This is a genomic window from Flavobacterium anseongense (genome assembly GCF_021608185.1).
GTDB classification, from domain to species: domain Bacteria; phylum Bacteroidota; class Bacteroidia; order Flavobacteriales; family Flavobacteriaceae; genus Flavobacterium; species Flavobacterium anseongense.
This window is the reverse complement of record NZ_JAKIHN010000009.1, coordinates 110,955-130,029: the sequence shown is the minus strand read 5'-3', so window position 1 is coordinate 130,029 and position 19,075 is coordinate 110,955. Positions and strand designations below refer to the sequence as shown.

The 19,075-nt window shown below is 35.5% G+C and carries 15 protein-coding genes; 1 reads left to right on the top strand and 14 read right to left on the bottom strand.

Annotated features, from left to right (window positions below):
• From L1S35_RS12060 to L1S35_RS12040, 5 genes are all read right to left on the bottom strand, one after another.
• A partial coding sequence (locus L1S35_RS12060) for an immunoglobulin domain-containing protein (protein ID WP_236401017.1) occupies positions 1-1,237 on the bottom strand: 1,237 nt, incomplete at its 3' end.
• A gap of 391 nt (positions 1,238-1,628) precedes the next feature.
• On the bottom strand, positions 1,629-2,573 hold the full coding sequence (locus L1S35_RS12055) for an NAD(P)H-dependent flavin oxidoreductase (protein ID WP_236401015.1): 945 nt from the start codon (positions 2,571-2,573) through the stop codon (positions 1,629-1,631).
• A 22-nt stretch (positions 2,574-2,595) separates the two neighbouring features.
• Positions 2,596-4,221 carry a S8 family serine peptidase gene (locus L1S35_RS12050; protein ID WP_236401013.1) on the bottom strand — a complete coding sequence of 542 codons (1,626 nt, stop codon included), beginning with the start codon at positions 4,219-4,221 and terminating at the stop codon, positions 2,596-2,598.
• 13 nt (positions 4,222-4,234) lie between these two features.
• A complete protein-coding gene (mnmA, locus tag L1S35_RS12045; protein WP_236401011.1) occupies positions 4,235-5,422 on the bottom strand; it encodes a tRNA 2-thiouridine(34) synthase MnmA in 1,188 nt (395 codons plus the stop codon).
• Between the two features lie 98 nt (positions 5,423-5,520).
• Positions 5,521-6,321 (bottom strand): toxin-antitoxin system YwqK family antitoxin, encoded by an 801-nt coding sequence (locus L1S35_RS12040; RefSeq protein ID WP_236401009.1) that lies wholly within the window; start codon positions 6,319-6,321, stop codon positions 5,521-5,523.
• Between the two features lie 257 nt (positions 6,322-6,578).
• Here L1S35_RS12040 and L1S35_RS12035 point away from each other — a divergent pair, with 257 nt between their 5' ends.
• Positions 6,579-7,550, top strand: a complete 972-nt coding sequence (locus L1S35_RS12035; RefSeq protein ID WP_236401007.1) for a fasciclin domain-containing protein — start codon at positions 6,579-6,581, stop codon at positions 7,548-7,550.
• A gap of 48 nt (positions 7,551-7,598) precedes the next feature.
• Here L1S35_RS12035 and proC read toward each other — a convergent pair whose 3' ends face one another.
• The 9 genes from proC to eno all read right to left on the bottom strand — a co-directional run bounded on the left by proC (position 7,599) and on the right by eno (position 18,992).
• Positions 7,599-8,399, bottom strand: a complete 801-nt coding sequence (gene proC, locus L1S35_RS12030) for a pyrroline-5-carboxylate reductase (protein WP_236401005.1) — start codon at positions 8,397-8,399, stop codon at positions 7,599-7,601.
• A gap of 74 nt (positions 8,400-8,473) precedes the next feature.
• On the bottom strand, positions 8,474-10,375 hold the full coding sequence (gene yidC / locus L1S35_RS12025; protein ID WP_236401003.1) for a membrane protein insertase YidC: 1,902 nt from the start codon (positions 10,373-10,375) through the stop codon (positions 8,474-8,476).
• 39 nt (positions 10,376-10,414) lie between these two features.
• Positions 10,415-12,028: a CTP synthase gene (gene pyrG / locus L1S35_RS12020; protein ID WP_236401001.1), complete on the bottom strand. Its 1,614-nt coding sequence runs from the start codon at positions 12,026-12,028 to the stop codon at positions 10,415-10,417.
• Positions 12,029-12,169: 141 nt separating this feature from the next.
• On the bottom strand, positions 12,170-12,406 hold the full coding sequence (locus L1S35_RS12015; RefSeq protein WP_236400998.1) for a DUF3820 family protein: 237 nt from the start codon (positions 12,404-12,406) through the stop codon (positions 12,170-12,172).
• Positions 12,407-12,474: 68 nt separating this feature from the next.
• On the bottom strand, positions 12,475-12,879 hold the full coding sequence (locus tag L1S35_RS12010) for an OsmC family protein (protein ID WP_236400996.1): 405 nt from the start codon (positions 12,877-12,879) through the stop codon (positions 12,475-12,477).
• Positions 12,879-14,906 carry a LysM peptidoglycan-binding domain-containing protein gene (locus L1S35_RS12005; protein WP_236400994.1) on the bottom strand — a complete coding sequence of 676 codons (2,028 nt, stop codon included), beginning with the start codon at positions 14,904-14,906 and terminating at the stop codon, positions 12,879-12,881. The genes L1S35_RS12010 and L1S35_RS12005 overlap by 1 nt, the downstream gene beginning before the upstream one ends.
• A 96-nt stretch (positions 14,907-15,002) precedes the next feature.
• Positions 15,003-16,532: a glutamine-hydrolyzing GMP synthase gene (guaA, locus tag L1S35_RS12000; protein WP_236400991.1), complete on the bottom strand. Its 1,530-nt coding sequence runs from the start codon at positions 16,530-16,532 to the stop codon at positions 15,003-15,005.
• 135 nt (positions 16,533-16,667) lie between these two features.
• Complete coding sequence (locus L1S35_RS11995) at positions 16,668-17,429, bottom strand: T9SS type A sorting domain-containing protein (RefSeq protein WP_236400989.1); 762 nt, start codon at positions 17,427-17,429, stop codon at positions 16,668-16,670.
• Between the two features lie 270 nt (positions 17,430-17,699).
• Positions 17,700-18,992: a phosphopyruvate hydratase gene (gene eno, locus L1S35_RS11990; protein WP_236400987.1), complete on the bottom strand. Its 1,293-nt coding sequence runs from the start codon at positions 18,990-18,992 to the stop codon at positions 17,700-17,702.
• Positions 18,993-19,075: the final 83 nt, after the last annotated feature.

The window sequence follows — 19,075 nt, the reverse complement described above, 5'->3', positions numbered from 1 at the left end:
CAGTGATGACAACACTGTAAACCCCTGCCGTTGTCGTAGTGAAGGTTGCTACATTTCCGGGATTCGTTGCTCCCGATGGAACGGTCCAAGTGTATGTGTATGTTCCTGCAGGTGTTGGCGTGGCTGTTACCGTTGCCGGTGTTCCCGCACAAACCGGTGGGCTCGTTACTGTTACTGTCGGTTGTGGATTTATCCTTATAGTCACTGTTGCTGCATCGGTTGCACATAAAGCTGAAGAAACTGTATAAGTAAATACGTAAGGACTTCCTGCCAAAGTCATTGTTGACACATCAAGAGTTCCTTGAAAACCATTGGCCGTAGCTATTGGACCTGTCCAAGCGCCTGTATTATCAGGTGTTCCACCTAATAAATTAAACAAATCAAATGGTGCTGTAGATGGAATCTGATCTATACATATTCCTCTGTTACCATTACTACCGGCATCATTTGGTTCATAAATATTTACTAAAACATCAAACCGATCACTACTTTCACAAGGAGGATCAACTGTGGTAGCATAATAATGTTGCCCGTTTACAAGTGGAGTTGATAAATCTAAAGGAATTCCAAATGCGGATGTTAAATACCAGTTATTATTGCCCGATGCTACTAAATCATTTACAGTTGGAGAAGAGATGCTACAAAACTCCTGTACCGCTAATCCGGTAGGAACAGGGACAATTCCAACATTTACAAATAACTGAAGCCTAGAGGTTTCACATCCGGTAGACGGATTAGTTTGACTAATATAATAAATAGTGTTATCTGACAAAACCGCTGTTGGAGATAATGCAGTTCCGCCACTCGGTACTGTGTACCATTTTAAACCATTACCAGATATGACAAATTGAGGATTAGAAGGTGTCGCTTGGCTAGCACTGGTTACGCAAACCCCTTGAAAATTTGCACCAGTTGGTGCCGAATAAATAGTAACAACCACGCTTTGTCTTGTGCTACAAGGACCTATGATAGAATCTGCAAAATAATCTTCGCCATTTATTAAACTTGTTGAGCTTGACAAAGGAGCTCCACCTGTAGCATTGGCGTACCATCTAATACCACCACCATTATCTATAGCCACAAGACTCGCAACAGTTGGAGATTGTGTATCACAAAATGATTGGGTAGGATTTGTTACAGTAGGACATTGAGAATACACCGCATCATTATCCCCCAAAAGAGATAGTAATAAAAAAAAGTGAACAGAATAATTTTTAACAAGAGTAGTGATTCTCATAAGCAATTCAATTTTAGACAATTCTTCACTAATTGAATGCACATTATATCATAACACCATTTATATTTTTACTTCTTTGAACAATAAAAACGATTTAATATGATATTCAATAGCCCACTCTATAGCAAAAAAAACTTCCACTATATTACTCATAATAATATAAACAGGATTTGACTTATTAAAATGTTATAAACAAATTAATCAACAGTAATATGAATAACTCGATAAGAAAAAAATACTTTATCTAACTGAAATAAAACATTTTACATGAAATTATAAATTAATTTTAGAGTTATTAATAATCTCATTGTTTTTTATAAAATAAAAAATTGTTAATAAGTTTACTTTAAATTGCAAACCTATTAACAACTAAATGTAGAATTAAAACGACTTAAAATGTAGTACTTTGAATAGCTTTTGAGGTGGCATTAAATTCCAGTATTACTTCATCAATAATAGACTCGACCGATTTAATTTCGTGAATTAACCCTGCTATTTGGCCTATTTCTAATTCGCCTTCTTCTAAATCTCCCTCAAACATTCCTTTTTTGGCTCTTGCCCTACCTAATAATACCTTTAAGTCATCCTGTGTTGGACATTTTGAATACAATTCCTGAATATCGTTGTAAAATTTATTTTTTATCAATCGAACCGGAGCTAACTCTTTTAACGTTAATTGCGTATCACCTTCTTTAGTTGCAATAATGGTTTTCTTGAAATTTTCGTGCGAAGAACTTTCAAAAGAAGCTGCAAATCGGGAACCCATTTGAACCCCATCAGCACCAAGAACCATTGCTGCCAACATTCCTCTTCCTGTAGCGATACCGCCAGCAGCTATTAGCGGAATATTAATTTGTTCTTTTACCATTGGAATTAATGTAAATGTTGTGGTCTCTTCTCTTCCATTATGCCCACCAGCTTCAAAACCCTCGGCAACAACTGCATCAACTCCTGCTTCCTGAGCTTTTAAGGCAAACTTTGAACTGCTCACAACATGCACCACAGTAATTCCTCTTCCCTTTAAATAACTGGTCCAGGTTTTTGGATTTCCAGCCGATGTGAAAACAATTTTAACTTCTTCTTCAATTATAATCTGAATAATCTCTTCAATATTTGGATACAACATCGGAACATTAACCCCAAAAGGTTTATCCGTTGCTTTTTTGCATTTTTGGATATGTTCACGCAAAACATCGGGATACATTGAGCCTGCGCCGATTAATCCTAAACCTCCGGCATTGCTTACGGCACTGGCCAATTTATAACCGCTATTCCAAATCATTCCGCCTTGAATAATTGGGTATTTTATATTGAAAAGTTGGGTGATTCTATTCATCTATGCTGAATTGTGCTCAGTATTAATTTTTAATGATTTTTCCGGTCTGAACAAATGAATTACTGTTTAGTTTATAGAAGTAGATTCCGGAATTGATGTTATTCAATGAAAGAGACACATCTGTATTTTGAATATTTTTCTCAAAAACGATTTGACCTATAGCATTGTATAAACTAATTTTTGCTTCCTGAAATCCATCTGGGAAAGAAACAAATAAGTTATCCTGAACCGGATTTGGATGCACCAAAAACCTTCCTCCTGAATTATGATTGACAGAAAGTGCGTTGTTTAATGCCAACTGAAAATCGGGAATTCCATAACCAAATTGATTGTTTGGATTTACATACCTGTCTGCTGATTGTTTAACGAAATCTACAACCTGCTGATTTGTTGCCCATGGAATTGCTTGCCAAAAACTAGCTATCATTCCCGAGATGATTGGACAGGAAAAAGAAGTTCCACTTGCAGTCTGGATATTTCCACTAGTATTGGCTACAACCGAAGCTTGACCTTTTGCCATCACATCCGGTTTTATTCTTCCGTCAAACGAAGGTCCGATTGAACTAAAAGTAGCATACGTCTCATCTGATTTTACAGCACCAACAGCTAAAACATGAAGTGCTTCAGCCGGAACACCAACATGATTCAAAGGCTCAGCGCTAGAACCCGAATTACCTGCACTGGCAACCACCACGATTCCTTTACTAAAAGCTATATTAGCTCCTTTTGAAGCGAAAGCCGTGTCTCCAGTAAATTCACTATAGTTATGCCCATAGTTTGTATCATCAAACTTATAATATCCCAATGAGGTAGAAATAATATCTGCTCCTACTCTATCTGCTTCTTCGGCTGCTTCAACCCAATAACTTTCTTCTACGGGGTTTTCCTGAGATATATCTTCGGTTACATATAAATAATATTGTGCATCGGGAGCAGTACCAACAAGTTCGCCATCAACATAACCTCCCATACAGGAAAGTGTCATGGTTCCGTGATTGTGTAACGAATACACATTAACATCTCTACTAACAAAATTATAACCTCCAAGTATCAAATTATTATCGAATAATCTTTGAAAAGGTGCTGTTGAATTTACATTTATAAATCCCGAATCGAGAACCGCTATTATTTTGCCTGTTCCGGTATAATTCGCCTGATGCAGTAAATGCCCATTCAGCATTTCTATTTGATTGTTGGAATTGCCATAATTAAAATTCGCCAAAACATCCATATGTTTATTGACCGGATTGATGGTTTTTGTCCTTGGTTGTTTCGAATTTAACGAAGCATCTGCAAAGTGAACACGATTTACATAAGGTAACAAAGTCAATGCATTAATATCACTAATAGTTCCTCGAACGTGGAGACAATTCAACCATTTTGATTTGGCTTTTACTGTAATTCCGGGCGCAGCCGTAATACCATCAATATAATCCTGATGAATTGGCACATCATTTTCATTCAGTAAAATCCCTTGATTGGTTCTTCGGTCTAAAGCTCTTTGAGTCAGAAAATTTAAAGGAGTACTCAACTGAGCTGCTGCATTTGGCTTATCATTAAAATAAACCCATGCATCTTCTTGAGAATATCCACAAAGACTTAAAAGAAAACAGACAATTAAGAAACGTTTGTTCATAGCATTACTCATTAAGAATGCTAATTTATGAAATTACTCCTGAACCAACTAATTCGTCATCAATATTCCAGGCTACAAATTGCCCTTCGGTTATCGCTGATTGTGGTTCTTCAAATGAAACATACAAACCGCTTTCGAATTGATATAAAGTTGCTTTTTGCAAAGCCTGACGGTAGCGAATACGAGCCATAACCTGCATTGATTCACCATTTTTTAATGCTAAATCTTCTCGTATCCAATGAATTTCTGAAGGCTGAACACGCAAAGTTCTTTTAAATAACCCGGGATGATTTGCTCCTTGACCCGTATAAATAGCATTGGTTTTTACATCGGTAGCAATGATGAAAAGTGCTTCTTTTGTTCCGCCAACATTTAATCCTTTTCGTTGTCCGATGGTAAAATAATGTGCGCCTTGATGTTTGCCCACAACTTTTCCACTTTCAGAAGTATAAACAATTCCTTTACTTTCAAATGCTAATTGTTCTTCTAACGAATTAAATATGGGTTGCTCTTGATTATAAATAGAACTATTTGCGTCAATTTCATAAATTAAACCTTCTTTAGGCTGCAATTGTTGTTGCAAGAATTCGGGTAAACGAACTTTTCCGATAAAACACAATCCTTGCGAATCTTTCTTTTCGGCAGTAACCAAATCTAATTTTGTGGCAATATCACGAACTTCGGGTTTGGTTAATTCTCCTATCGGAAATAAAGACTTAGCTAATTGCTCTTGAGATAATTGACAAAGGAAATACGATTGATCTTTGTTTCCATCTTTTCCTGCTAATAATTGATAAGTAGGTTTTCCATCGACATCAATCTCTCCTTTTCTGCAATAATGTCCAGTCGCCACATAATCCGCACCAAGCGATAAAGCAATTTTCATAAAAACGTCAAACTTAATTTCGCGATTACACAATACATCCGGATTTGGAGTTCGACCTTGCTCGTATTCATTGAACATATAGTCGACAATTTTTTCTTTGTATTGTTCACTTAAGTCAACCGTTTGAAAAGGAATTCCCAATTTTTCGGCAACCAAAAGCGCATCGTTGCTATCTTCTAGCCATGGACATTCATTCGAAATAGTAACCGAATCATCGTGCCAGTTTTTCATAAACAGGCCAATGACTTCATAGCCTTGCTCTTTTAAAAGATAAGCAGCAACACTCGAATCAACTCCACCGGAAAGTCCAACAACAACTCGTTTCATTTTATTTATTGCAAAAAAAATTTGCGGCAAAGTTACCGCAAATTCTCCAAAATTTTATATTAAGATATCAGTTAAAATAATGTAGCTGTAAGCAAAATTTATCTACTCATTCTGCGTCCCATTTTTTCATCAATATTATCCTGAGGTATTTTTTCTTCTGACTTCACTTCTACTTTAACATCAGATTGATTTGGCATTGTTGGTTTTTTGAATTTTTTATTTTGGTAGTTCATGTTAACATCTTTCAGCTTTCCTTTCACTAGCATTTTCCATACACCAACTTTTTTTCCGTTTTTAAAAGCACCTTGGGCAGCAATTTGATTATCAACATTTCTAAAAACAGCCAATCCATCGTACTGTCCGTTTTTGTATACAGATTCTTCCAGTACTACATCATTTTCGGCATAACTTTTATAAATTCCATTTTTGATTCCGTCCTTATATGTTGTTTCTTCAGCTATTTTACCACTTTTATAAAAAACTTTTCTAATACCATTTAGTTTTCCATTTACATAAGGCTCAAGCGTCATGACAGTTGGCAAATCTTCATGATAATATTTCCATTCTCCCTCAAACTGTTTGTTTACTACTTTACCTTCGCTAACTTTATTTTTATTTTGATTATAAAAAATAGTGTAACAGGAATTATCTTTCGAATTAAATTCTCTTGTAGCGATTACTGTTCCTGCTTTGGTATCATCGAAGAATTTGAACAGTCCGATTTCTTTTCCATGTTCAAAAGTCCCTTCATAACGAGGTCGTTTTGATGTTTCATATACGCCTTTCCAAATGCCATTTTTTTTGCCATTTTCATCTAGTTTGTTAAAATCCTGAGCGCACAATGTAAGTGAGGTGAACAATATTGCAATTATATATTTCATATTTTCTATTTGTTTCATGCTTTAACAAAAATAGTTTTTTACTTATAACGTAAAACATCTCAAAAAATTATTTCTATCAAAACTTTTCTGTTTAACCAAATAGTGAACCAAAAAAAGTAAACTGTCTGAAATATTGAGCATGTAGACATAAGTCACTGATTAATAGGTTAAACAAAATAGTTAATTTTTTCATAAATGTTATTTTGTTTAATCTTTTATATTTTTTGTTAAACAAAAATGATTTAGCTTTGTATTAAACATTAAACAAAATAACTATGAAAAAATTAACAAAATTTATCGGAATTGCATTTTTATCGCTAACAATTTTCTCCTGTAGTAGTGATAGCGACAGTCAACCAACAATCGTTGATATTGCTTCGGCAAACTCAGATTTCTCCACATTGGTAACTGCTTTGAATAGAACCGGTCTAACGGCAACATTGGATGGTAGTGGTCAATTTACAGTATTTGCACCTACAAATACAGCATTTCAAACATTTTTTGCATCTCTTGGTCCATCAGTAACTGTTAATAATGTAGATGTTAATGTACTTAAAAATGTTTTATTAAATCATGTTATCGCCTCTGAAATCAAAAGTACTGCTATCCCTGCAGCAACTTATGTTTCTACTTTATCACCAATAAATACTTCAGCTAACGCTCCAACCATTAGTATGTTTGTACAAAAATCCGGTGGCGTAGTTACTCTAAATGGTGGAGCTTCAAATGGTGGAGCTGTAGTTACAACTGCTGATTTAGATGCAAGCAACGGAGTTATCCATGTTGTTGGAAATGTTATTGGATTACCAACTGTAGTGAATCATGCCATTGCTAATCCTGAATTTACTTCTTTAGTTGGAGCATTGACTAGTTCAGGTCAACCTGATTTTGTAAGTATCCTTTCAGGAACAGGTCCATTTACGGTATTTGCACCAAACAATGCCGCCTTCACTTCGTTAAATACTGAATTGGCGCCTGGTGGTATTGCAGGTGTTTCCACAGCCAACTTAACTAAAGTTTTAACTTATCATGTAGTTAGTCCTGCTAATGTACGTTCAAATACTTTAACAGAGGGACAAGTTGTAACACCAATTTTAACTCCAGCTCAAACTTTTACTGTTCTTTTGAGTGGTGGTGCAAGATTAAGAGACGCTAATAACAGAGAGTGCAATATTATAGCAACTGATGTTCAAGCTTTAAATGGAGTGATTCATGTATTAAGTAAAGTGCTTTTGCCTACTTTATAATTTTTTAATTGCTATGAAAAGAAAAGCGCAGTGAATACTGCGCTTTTTTTATGAACCTAATTCTAAAGCTCTGTCGTTGGCAGCTTTTACTGCTTCGATTATTGTTTTTTCTAATAATCCTTTTTCAAAAATTCGCAAAGCACTTTCGGTTGTCCCTCCTTTTGAAGCTACTTTGGCAATCCATTCTTCGTTAGATAATGAATAACTGTTTTGTATGGCTACTGAACCCATAAAAGTTTGATTGACTAACAACTCTGCTTCCGATTCATTAAACCCTAAATCGACTGCTGCTTTTATCATCGATTGCATAAAATAAAAAACATAAGCAGGTCCACTTCCTGAAATTGCTGTGGCGGCATCAATGAGTTTTTCATTCTCAACATAAACCGATTTTCCGGTAGTGTTTATTAGGTTTTGGATGATGAACAATTCCTTTCTGTCTACGTTGGCAGAAGCCGTAAAAACAGTCATTCCCATTCCGATTTGCGTCGGAATATTGGGCATCGAACGGACAATTTTTGAGCAGGAAAGTTGGGCTTCTAATTTGGCTATTGTAATTCCGGCCATGACCGAAAAAATAATTTGACCATCTTTTAAATACGGTTTTACCGTTTGAGCCAAAACACTAAAATCCTGTGGTTTCACTGCTAAAATTACAATGTCAAAATCTCCGATTTTTTCGGAAACTGTAGTTGAAAAATTAGCTTTTGGAATAGCACTTTCGATGCCTGAAAAGTCTGAATTTCTGACTAAAGCAAAAATATCTTCCGGTTTGATAAATCGTGAACTGATAAAACTATTCGCATAAGTTTTACCCATATTTCCGTGTCCAATTATTAGTACTTTCATGGTTTTATAAAATTAAAAACTCTGTTTAAAGATAGGTTTTTTAAACAGAGTTTTGAAAATGTGTTTTTGAAATATTATTTCTTTTTATTTTGCTGTTGAATTTTCTTTTGCTCTTCGGCTTGTTCCATCATTTCTCTCATCTTTTTTTGGAACTTACTTTCTGTTTTTGGCTTTGTTTTATTTTCCTGAATTTGTGCATGAATCTTATCGCTATCGATAAAATATTTCTTGATAACCAACATAATTCCGATGGTGATTAAATTGGAAATAAAGTTGTACAAACTCAACCCTGAACCGTAACTATTGAAGAAAATCAACATCATTACAGGCGAAACATATATCATTATTTTCATAATTTTAGCCATATCGGGCATACCATCTTGCGGTGGTTGTGCCATTGCCTGATCGCCTGATGTCATTTTCATATAGAAGAAAATCGCAATCGCTGCTAAAATCGGGAACAAACTTACGTGATCACCATACAACGGAATATTGAATGGCAATTTGAATATTTGGTCAAATGATGATAAATCGTCTGCCCAAAGGAACCCTTTTTGTCTCAACTCGAATGCCGATGGGAAAAACTGGAACGAAGCATACATAAACGGAATTTGAATCAAGGCCGGAATACAACCAGCCATAGGATTTACTCCTGCTTTGCTATATAACTTCATTGTTTCCTGTTGTTTTTTCATTGGATCTTTTTTGAATTTTTCTCCAATTTCCATAATCTCAGGACGTAAAACTTTCATCTTCGCCTGCGACAAAAATGATTTAAACGTAATAGGCGACATTGCAATTTTGATCAAAATAGTAAAGATGATAATTGCAATTCCCAATCCCATAAACGAACTTAAAAATCCAAATAACGGAATAAAAATAAACTTGTTTATCCAACCGAAAATTCCCCAACCTAGCGGTACAATTTTTTCAAGATTTCTGTCGTAATTTTTTAAAGTTTTATAATCCGTTGGACCATAATACCAATTCATTTTATAATCTAACTCTCCATTTGTAAATGCTAACGGAGCTGTTGCTTTATATTGTTTTGTGAAAATGGTGTCTTTCTTCTCATCATTTACCAAATCATTTGAATGTAATTTTGCTTTCTCAAATGGTGTTTTGGTCAATAAAATAGTTGAGAAAAAGTGCTGTTTGAAAGCAATATAGGTTGCCTTCTCAGGATTTTCTTCTTTGTCTTTTCCTTGTCCAACGTAATCGATTTTTCCATCTTCATACTCGAAATAAATTTCGGCATAACGGTTCTCGTAAGATATACTTTTCTCGTTTCGGTAGCTTTTTAAATCCCATTGTAGGTCGATAGGTTTTGAAGTGTTTAAAATCGTATTTAATCCTTGAGAATGGATATCGAAATCGACTAAATAGTTGTTAGGTGCTAAAACATATTTGTACTCTAAATACTCATTTGCACCGGCTTTTAGCTTCATCGAAAGAATTTGATTGTCGCCTACTTTGGTCAAAGTTGGTTCGAAAAACAAGTCTTTTGTATTTAAGACCCGATTGTCTTTAGTCTGCAATTGAAGATTAAAATTGGCATTATTATCCTTTATCAACTCTACTAATTGCCCTGAATTTTTCTTGAATTTTTCATACTTTTTCAAAACTGCTTCTACAACATAACCTCCTTTGTTAGCAATTTTCAACTTTACCAAATCATTTTCTAAAGTCGTGAAATCATTTTTTGCAGAAGGCAAAGTAGCTGAGTAAGCAAAGCTTCCTAAAGTACCTTGAAGCTTTTGAATTTTAACTGAATCGGCAACAGTAGTATCTGTTATGGTTTTAGTAGTTTCTTTTGGAGTTGCCGCTGCAACTGCTTTTGCTGCTTTCTCTGTTTTGGCTTTTTCTTGTTGTTCTTTCAATTCGCTCTCTCTGTTGTTATACATCATCCAAACGACGATAACGAATATCAAACCAAAACCAATAATTGTATTAAAATCAAATTTCTTTTCTTCCATAGTACTGCTTTCCCGAAGCTTCGGGATTATATCAAAATGTTATTTATTTTTATGTTTTACCATTGCGGCCACAAAGCTAACGAAAATTGGGTGTGGATTCGCAACGGTACTCTTATATTCCGGATGGTATTGCACTCCGATAAAAAACGGATGGTTTTCTAATTCGATTACCTCGACCAAGCCTGTTTCCGGATTGATCCCCGAACAAATTAATCCTGCTTTTTCTAATTGTTTTCTATAGTCATTATTAAACTCATAACGGTGACGATGACGTTCCTGAATTTGAGCTTTTTCATAAATTCTGTGTGCCAAAGTTCCTTCGGCAAGATTACATTTCCAAGCACCCAAACGCATCGTTCCTCCTTTGTCTGTGATGGTTTTTTGTTCTTCCATAATGGAAATAACCGGGTTTGGAGTTTCTTCATTCATCTCGGTTGAATTGGCCTCTTTTAATCCCAAAACGTTTCTCGAATATTCGATAACCGCCATTTGCATTCCGAGACAAATTCCGAAAAACGGAATATTATTTTCACGGGCATAACGAACCGTATCAATCTTCCCTTCTATTCCGCGACCGCCAAAGCCCGGAGCAACTAGTATGCCGTCTAAATGTTTTAGCTGTTCATCTGCCGTTTTGGCATCTAAAAATTCGGAATGAATAGAAATCACATTCACTTTGGTCTGATTTGCTGCACCGGCATGAATAAATGATTCTAAGATTGATTTATACGAATCCTGCAACTCAACATATTTTCCAACCAAACCTACATTTACAGTTTGTTTCGGATGCTTTAATCTGTGCAAGAAAGTGTTCCAGTTTTTCAAATCCGGAGCTGCTTTTTTAGGCAAGCTTAATTTCTTTAAAGCTACAACATCCAAACCTTCATCTAGCATTAAGTTTGGCACTTCATAAATCGTTGAAGCATCGATAGACTGAATCACCGCTTCGCGTTTTACATTGCAGAATAAAGCCAGTTTTTGACGCAATTCATCGGATAATTCATGCTCAGTTCTACATACCAAGATATCGGCCTGAATTCCGCTTTCCATTAAAGTTTTAACTGAGTGCTGTGTTGGTTTTGTTTTTAATTCTCCGGCTGCAGCCAAATAAGGAATCAAAGTTAGATGAACAACTATACTGTTATGCTCACCTAATTCCCATACCAATTGACGCACCGATTCGATATAAGGTAATGACTCAATATCTCCGACTGTTCCACCAATTTCAGTAATCACAATATCAAAATCGCCTGACTTACCAAGCAACTGCATTCGTTCTTTAATTTCGTTGGTAATATGAGGAACAACCTGAACTGTTTTTCCTAAAAACTCACCTCTTCTTTCTTTTTCAATTACCGAAAGATAGACCCTTCCTGTAGTAACGTTATTGGCTTGAGAAGTGGGAACATTTAAAAATCGTTCGTAATGTCCTAAATCCAAATCGGTTTCTGCACCATCATCCGTCACAAAACATTCTCCGTGTTCATACGGATTTAAAGTTCCCGGATCAACATTGATGTAAGGATCAAATTTTTGAATGGTCGTTCGATAACCTCTAGCCTGTAGTAACTTGGCCAAAGATGCTGCGATGATTCCTTTTCCCAAAGAAGAAGTCACACCGCCGGTAACAAAAATGTATTTTGTTTGATTCATTTTTTTTTGTAGTTGTTGTGTTGTAATTGTTGTAAAAAACGAGGCAAAAATAAGAATTTAAAATGGATTATTGGATGATTAGATTGTTGGATTATTAGAAAAAAAATTCATATAAATCTAACGATCTAAAAGTCCTGCAATCTAATAATCTTTCTTAGGATATTGTTTTTTAATATTCCGAACCAATTCTTCCAAACCGTTTAATTTGAGTTCATAAACGAGTTGGAGTTGCTCTCCGAGTTGCCCTTTTGGAAAACCTTTTTGGCTGTACCAAACCACATAATACTCGGGCAAATCGATAAGATAATAACCTTCATATTTGCCGAAAGGCATTTTGGTATGGGCAAGTTTTATGAGAAGTTGTTGTTGTGGATTCATTTATGAGAAAGATGAAAGAAAATAGACCGAAGCTTTTTGCTCTATATTCTTTTCTCTATGTTCTTTTTCTATTTCCAGTTAAAAGTAATAACCTTTTCAATATCCGGATGCAAACTCAAAAAAACCGGGCAAGTCATTGCGCTTCTTTCCAATATGGTTTTGTTTTTATCTGAAGTCGCTACTGACATATTTAAAATCACTTCTATTCGGGCAATTTTTCTGGGTTCGGCCTGCATAATTTTGGTCACTTCTGCTGTTGAACCCTTTAATTCCAAATCCAAATCTTTTGATTTTATGGCCATAATCGAAATCATACATGTTCCCAAAGAATTGGCTACCATGTCGGTTGGTGAAAAAGCTTCGCCTTTGCCATGATTATCGGTTGGTGCATCGGTCAGGATTTCTGTTCCCGATTGTAAATGCATGGATGAAGTTCTTAATTCTCCTAAATATCTAATGATTGATGTGGTCATTATAATGCTTCTTTTATGGTTAAATCGGCGTCGTAATACAAGATGTAAATTCCGTTATTGGAATAACCATAAGTTGTATTTTGAACATAATCAAATTTGTTTTCTATTTGTTCTGAAGGCGATGATTGTGCGGTTTCTTCAAAAGTCATTTCTTGGGATAATCTGAGTAAAGTATCAAACGTTACATCAAAGCCACGAATGGCGTATTGATTAGGTGTAATTTTGTTAATCTTTTTATACTTCGCATCAAATTGATTGGCTTCCTCTGTTTCGTTTGGTCTGGAAAGCGATGGATAGAGAAGCTTTAATTTGGTTAATCGCGTCAATGAAATTTCCTCAAAATCGAAGGTGTCGTTTTGCTCTAAAATTACAAGTTGCACCTGATACTCTTTTTGTGCAGCTAACATTGCTGAAGTGGTTGACAAAATCATTCCGGTGCTTTCTGAAGCCAAGACTACATAATTGAGTTTGTCTTTTTTGAATAATACTTTTAAACTATCGGCAACAAAGGTTCCTTTCGCACTCAGGCCAGCAATTCTAACATTTGGTTGCATTTCCTGAATATATTGTTTTACGCTTCCTTTCTTGTTATCAACAACAGCTATAATATTGCCGCTTTTTGCTTTCATAAAATCAAACATCGCACTGCGCAGATACTCTGCCGAAGGCATGGATTGATAAAGATTTGAATATTTTTTCCCGGTTTCTTTTGACAATGGAGAAATAACCGGAGTTTTTGTTGATTCAACCAATTCAGCTAATTTCTCAACATTAGACTGATAAAATGGACCTACAATGGCATCCATATTTTGAAGCGCATTTTGCTGTACTAAAGTTGCTACGCTTGAGGAGTTTTTAGTTTCCTGTGAATCTAAAATTTTGATATCAACATTCATCCCTAAAACTTTAGCCGAGTCAATCGCCATTAAAGCTCCTGAATAGAAATCTAAAGTCAAATTCAAAAATTTATCTTTTTTCAATCTGGCCTGCGTAGAATTTATAGTGTCACTTTCAATCTTTGAGATATTAAAGGGCAAAAGTAATGCGAGTTGTTTCCTCGCATTAGTGTTGATTGTTTTAAGTAAATTTCCCTGTTCTTTTTTGACAGGTTCTTTCCGCTGTCCTTTGGGTACCCGAAGTATCATCCCTAATTTAATTCCCCTTTTCAATTCAGGATTTAACGAAATTAATTCCTGTTCTGACATTCCGTAATCATTAGCAATACTCGAAATGGTTTCTTTTGGTTTCACCACATATTCCTCTAAATATTTTTTAGTGCCGGAGGTTGTAGGTGTTTCAACTGATGGTCTTGCAGCTTCTGCAACTGGCTTTGCAACTTCTGTAGAAGGAGTATTTCCTGAAACAACTAATTTAAGTCCGATAGGAAAATCATTTGTAATGGCTGGATTTAAACGCTCCAATTCGGGAATAGTCATTCCGTACTTTTTAGAAATACCGTATTTTGTTTCTTTGGGTTCAATGATGTGATAGGTGGTTTCTGCGTTGTTCGCTTCTACTTTTGGAGTTGGTTTCACAACGACTGGTTTGGGAGCAACTACTTTTGGAGCTTCAACAGGTTTAGAAACAGCAACATTTTGTCCGCTACCTGAAGTCGGAATTTTGATATTTTGTCCAATCTTCAAACCATTATTTAATAAATCTCCATTTGCTGCTTTTAGCGCATCAATGGTAACACCATACTGTTTAGAAATGCTGTACAAGGTTTCTTTGGGTTGCACTAAATGTGTATTTGGATTGCCGGTTTGTGCTGCATTTTGAGTGGAATGTATAACCACTACTGAAGCAGATGACGGAATTAAAAGAACACTGTTCAATTGAATTCCATTTTGAGAATCCGGATTTAAACTATAAATATCGTAAGGTGTAACCTTATATTTTTGAGCTATCATATTGATAGTTTCACCTTTGGCAACAGTATGCTTCGTATATTTTTCCTGCTTTGCAGAAACTGTAAAAACAAAGGAAAATATGGTCAGAAATATTGAAAAAAGAATACGGTTTTTCATTTACTTATTGTTTATTTAACGTCTAAAGTTAACAAAACTTTTTAAACTCAATATAAATTGCTGATTTTTTCATTAACTTTTTTGTGTTAACAAAAACTATTCCCATTCGATTGTTGCTGGTGGTTTTGAGCTAATATCATACACTACTCTATTCACACCTTTTACTTTATTGATAATCTCGTTGGAGATTTTCATCAAAAATTCATAAGGTAAATGCACCCAGTCCGCTGTCATTCCATCTGTTGATTCTACGGCTCTCAGCGCCACTACCTTTTCATACGTACGCTCATCTCCCATAACCCCAACGCTGTTCACAGGAAGCAAAATCGCTCCGGCTTGCCATACTTTATCGTATAATCCGTGTTCTTTTAATCCGTTGATAAAAACGGCATCAACTTCTTGTAGAATTCTAACTTTTTCCGGTGTGATGGCACCTAAAATTCTAATCGACAATCCTGGTCCCGGAAATGGATGTCTGCCCAAAAGTTCCGGGTCGATGCCCAATGTTTTACCTACTCTACGCACTTCGTCTTTGAATAACATGCGCAAAGGTTCCACTATTTTGAGCTTCATATAATCGGGTAAACCGCCCACATTGTGATGTGATTTGATGGTTGCTGATGGTCCCTTTACCGAAACTGATTCGATTACATCGGGATAAATTGTGCCTTGAGCCAACCAGGTTACATCTTCTATCAAATGCGCTTCTTCATCAAAAACTTCAATAAATGCATTTCCGATTGCTTTTCTTTTGGCTTCCGGATCTTCTACACCATCTAAAGCACTCATAAATCTTGCTGAAGCATCTACACCTTTTACATTTAAGCCCATGTCTTTGTATTGGTGTAGTACATTTTCGAATTCATTTTTACGAAGCAAGCCATTATTAACGAAAATACAGTAAAGGTTTTTACCAATGGCTTTGTGCAATAAAACCGCTGCTACTGTTGAATCTACACCGCCTGAAAGTCCAAGAACAACTTTGTCTCCTTTTACTTTTTCCTGTAATTCTTTGACGCAATCATCTACAAAAGCATTTGGTGTAAAGTTTTGAGGAACGTGGGCAATTTTCACCAAAAAGTTCTCAAGGATTTGTTTTCCATCAGTAGAATGATAAACTTCAGGATGAAACTGAATGGCATACGTTGTTTCACCATCAATTTTGTAGGCTGCGTTTTCGACATCTTTGGTACTGGCCAATTTCACACCATTAGTTGGTAAGTGTTTGATGGTATCACTGTGGCTCATCCAAACTTGTGAATTCACATTTACATTTTCAAAAAAAGGTTCCTCTTCTTTGATATAAGATAAATTGGCTCTCCCGTATTCTCTGATATTGGAAGCAGCTACTTCTCCACCTGAAAAATGTGCCAAATATTGGGCGCCATAACATACCGCAAGTAAAGGAAGTTTGCCACGAATATTGGACAAATCAATTTGCAAAGCATCTTCTGAGCGGACAGAATAAGGACTTCCACCAAGAATGACAGCTTTGTAAGACGATAAATCAATTGGTAAATGATTGTAAGGGAAGATTTCGCAGAATATATTTAATTCCCGAACTCTTCTCGCAATAAGTTGTGTGTATTGCGAACCGAAATCTAAAATAAGTACGTTGTGTTGCATGTGCAAAAGTACTATTCTCGATTCAAAATAAAAAATGGAAACTAAAGATTTGAAAACTATTTGTATTTAATCAAGGCATAAAAAAAAGACTTCCGCTGTTACGGAAGTCTTTTGTATTTTATAAAACAGCAATTATTATCTAACTACTAATTTGACTGTTTTTCCACCTTCTTCTGATTTGACTTTAGCAATCCAAAGACCAGTTGAAAGTTCAAAACTAGTATCGTTATTTGTCTTAATTGTTTTAACTAATGCACCGGTAATAGAATAAATAGAAACTGTTGTATTTGATTTTACATTAGATAAAAAGACTTGATTCCCGTTAGTATAAAAAACAGGCAATGCCTCTTCTTTTACATCATCTATGCCAAGTCCTGTTTCTACTGAAAGCTTAGCAAAATTCATAGTATTATTAGTATATACATAAATAGTACCCGGACCACCAGTATAATATGCTACTAAAATAGATTTATAAGGAGAAGGAGAAGCAGAAAGGTAGAAAGCTAACTCATTAGTCCCATCAGATATTGAAGCTCTTCTGTTTGTAGAAGATGTATATACCCAAAGTTTAATCGTACAAGGCCCATTAACAGGAAAAGATAAACCACGTTTTGTCGGCATAGGAGCACCTGTAGCCGACTGAACAGTCATCATATTTACGTTAGTAAAACCATCGCTAAAAGCAGTATTAGAAGCAGCTGAAATAGCACCTATAACGGAGCCTCCGGAAATAAGAGTCAAACCATCTATAGTTGTAGTGGCAGGACTACTTGAATTATAACCTGGGTTAACCGGCCAGTTTGTTGTATCATTACCAAAATCCCAAACGTGATCCTGAGCATTAGAAACCAATGTAAACAATACCATTGGAAGAATTAAGAGTAATTTTCTTTTCATAATTTTTTATTTTTAGTTGTTAATGATTTTAAATTTTTTGCTATTAAATCTATACAGATGTAATCGATTGCATAAAAGTAATATATTTTATATTAAAAAAAAATAATTCATTATAATATTACACATTTTTTTTATTATTCATAATAAAAATAAAATATTTATATATATCATTGGGTTAAATCAATTCTCTAAAGGTCATTGCTAAAAACAAAAACACCTGACAGTTTTCAGAAAACTGTCAGGTGTAATGAATAAATATTCTTTATAGAATTACTTCTGTTTGAAAGCTCTTACTCCGGGGAAATAAGCTGTATTGCCTAACTCCTCTTCTATTCTTAACAACTGATTGTATTTTGCCATACGGTCTGAACGTGAAGCCGAACCGGTTTTAATTTGACCACAGTTTAATGCTACGGCTAAATCGGCAATCGTGTTGTCTTCGGTTTCTCCTGAACGGTGTGACATTACCGAAGTATAACCCGCATTGTGTGCCATGTTTACAGCTGCGATTGTTTCTGTCAACGTTCCAATTTGGTTTACTTTTACTAAAATTGAATTAGCAATTCCTTTTTGTATTCCGGTTGACAAACGCTCTACATTGGTTACAAATAAATCATCTCCAACTAATTGGGTTTTGTCTCCAACCAATTCGGTTAAATATTTCCAGCCTTCCCAATCGTCTTCATACATTCCGTCTTCGATAGAAATGATAGGATAATTTGTAGCCAAAGAAGCTAAATATTCTGCTTGCTCTTTAGACGTTCTTACTTTGCCTGTTGCACCTTCAAATTTTGTGTAATCGTATTTTCCGTCTACATAAAACTCCGAAGCGGCACAATCTAAAGCAATCATAACTTCGTCACCAAATTTATAACCCGCATTTTCTACTGCTTTTTTGATTGTATCCAAAGCATCTTCGGTTCCACCGGCTAAGTTTGGAGCAAATCCACCTTCATCACCAACAGCTGTCGAAAGATTTCTATCGTGTAATACTTTTTTCAGGTTGTGAAAAATCTCTGTTCCCATTTGCATCGCATGTGTAAACGATGTTGCTTTTACTGGCATAATCATAAATTCCTGAAATGCAATCGGTGCATCAGAATGCGAACCACCATTGATGATGTTCATCATTGGAACCGGCAAGGTATTAGCAGAAACACCGCCAACGTATCTGTATAGAGGCAATCCTAATTCGTTTGCCGCTGCTTTGGCTGCAGCCAAAGAAACACCCAAAATAGCATTAGCGCCAAGGTTTGATTTATTTGGAGTTGCATCCAATTCAATCATTAATTGATCAATGTGATTTTGCTCAAATACTGAAACACCCATTAATTCGGGGGCAATAATTTCGTTAACATTCTTAACTGCTTTTGAAACTCCTTTACCCATATAGGCTTTTCCACCATCGCGTAATTCTACTGCCTCGTGCTCACCAGTAGAAGCTCCACTCGGAACTGCGGCTCTTCCTAAAACGCCATTTTCGGTAACTACATCTACTTCTATTGTTGGATTTCCTCTTGAGTCAAGAATTTGTCTTGCGTGAACTTTGATAATTATGCTCATTTTATTTTAGTTTAAGATTTTTAATTGGTTCACAAATTTAAGGAATTTAAAAAATAGCCGTGCAATTATTTGCAGAACTTATA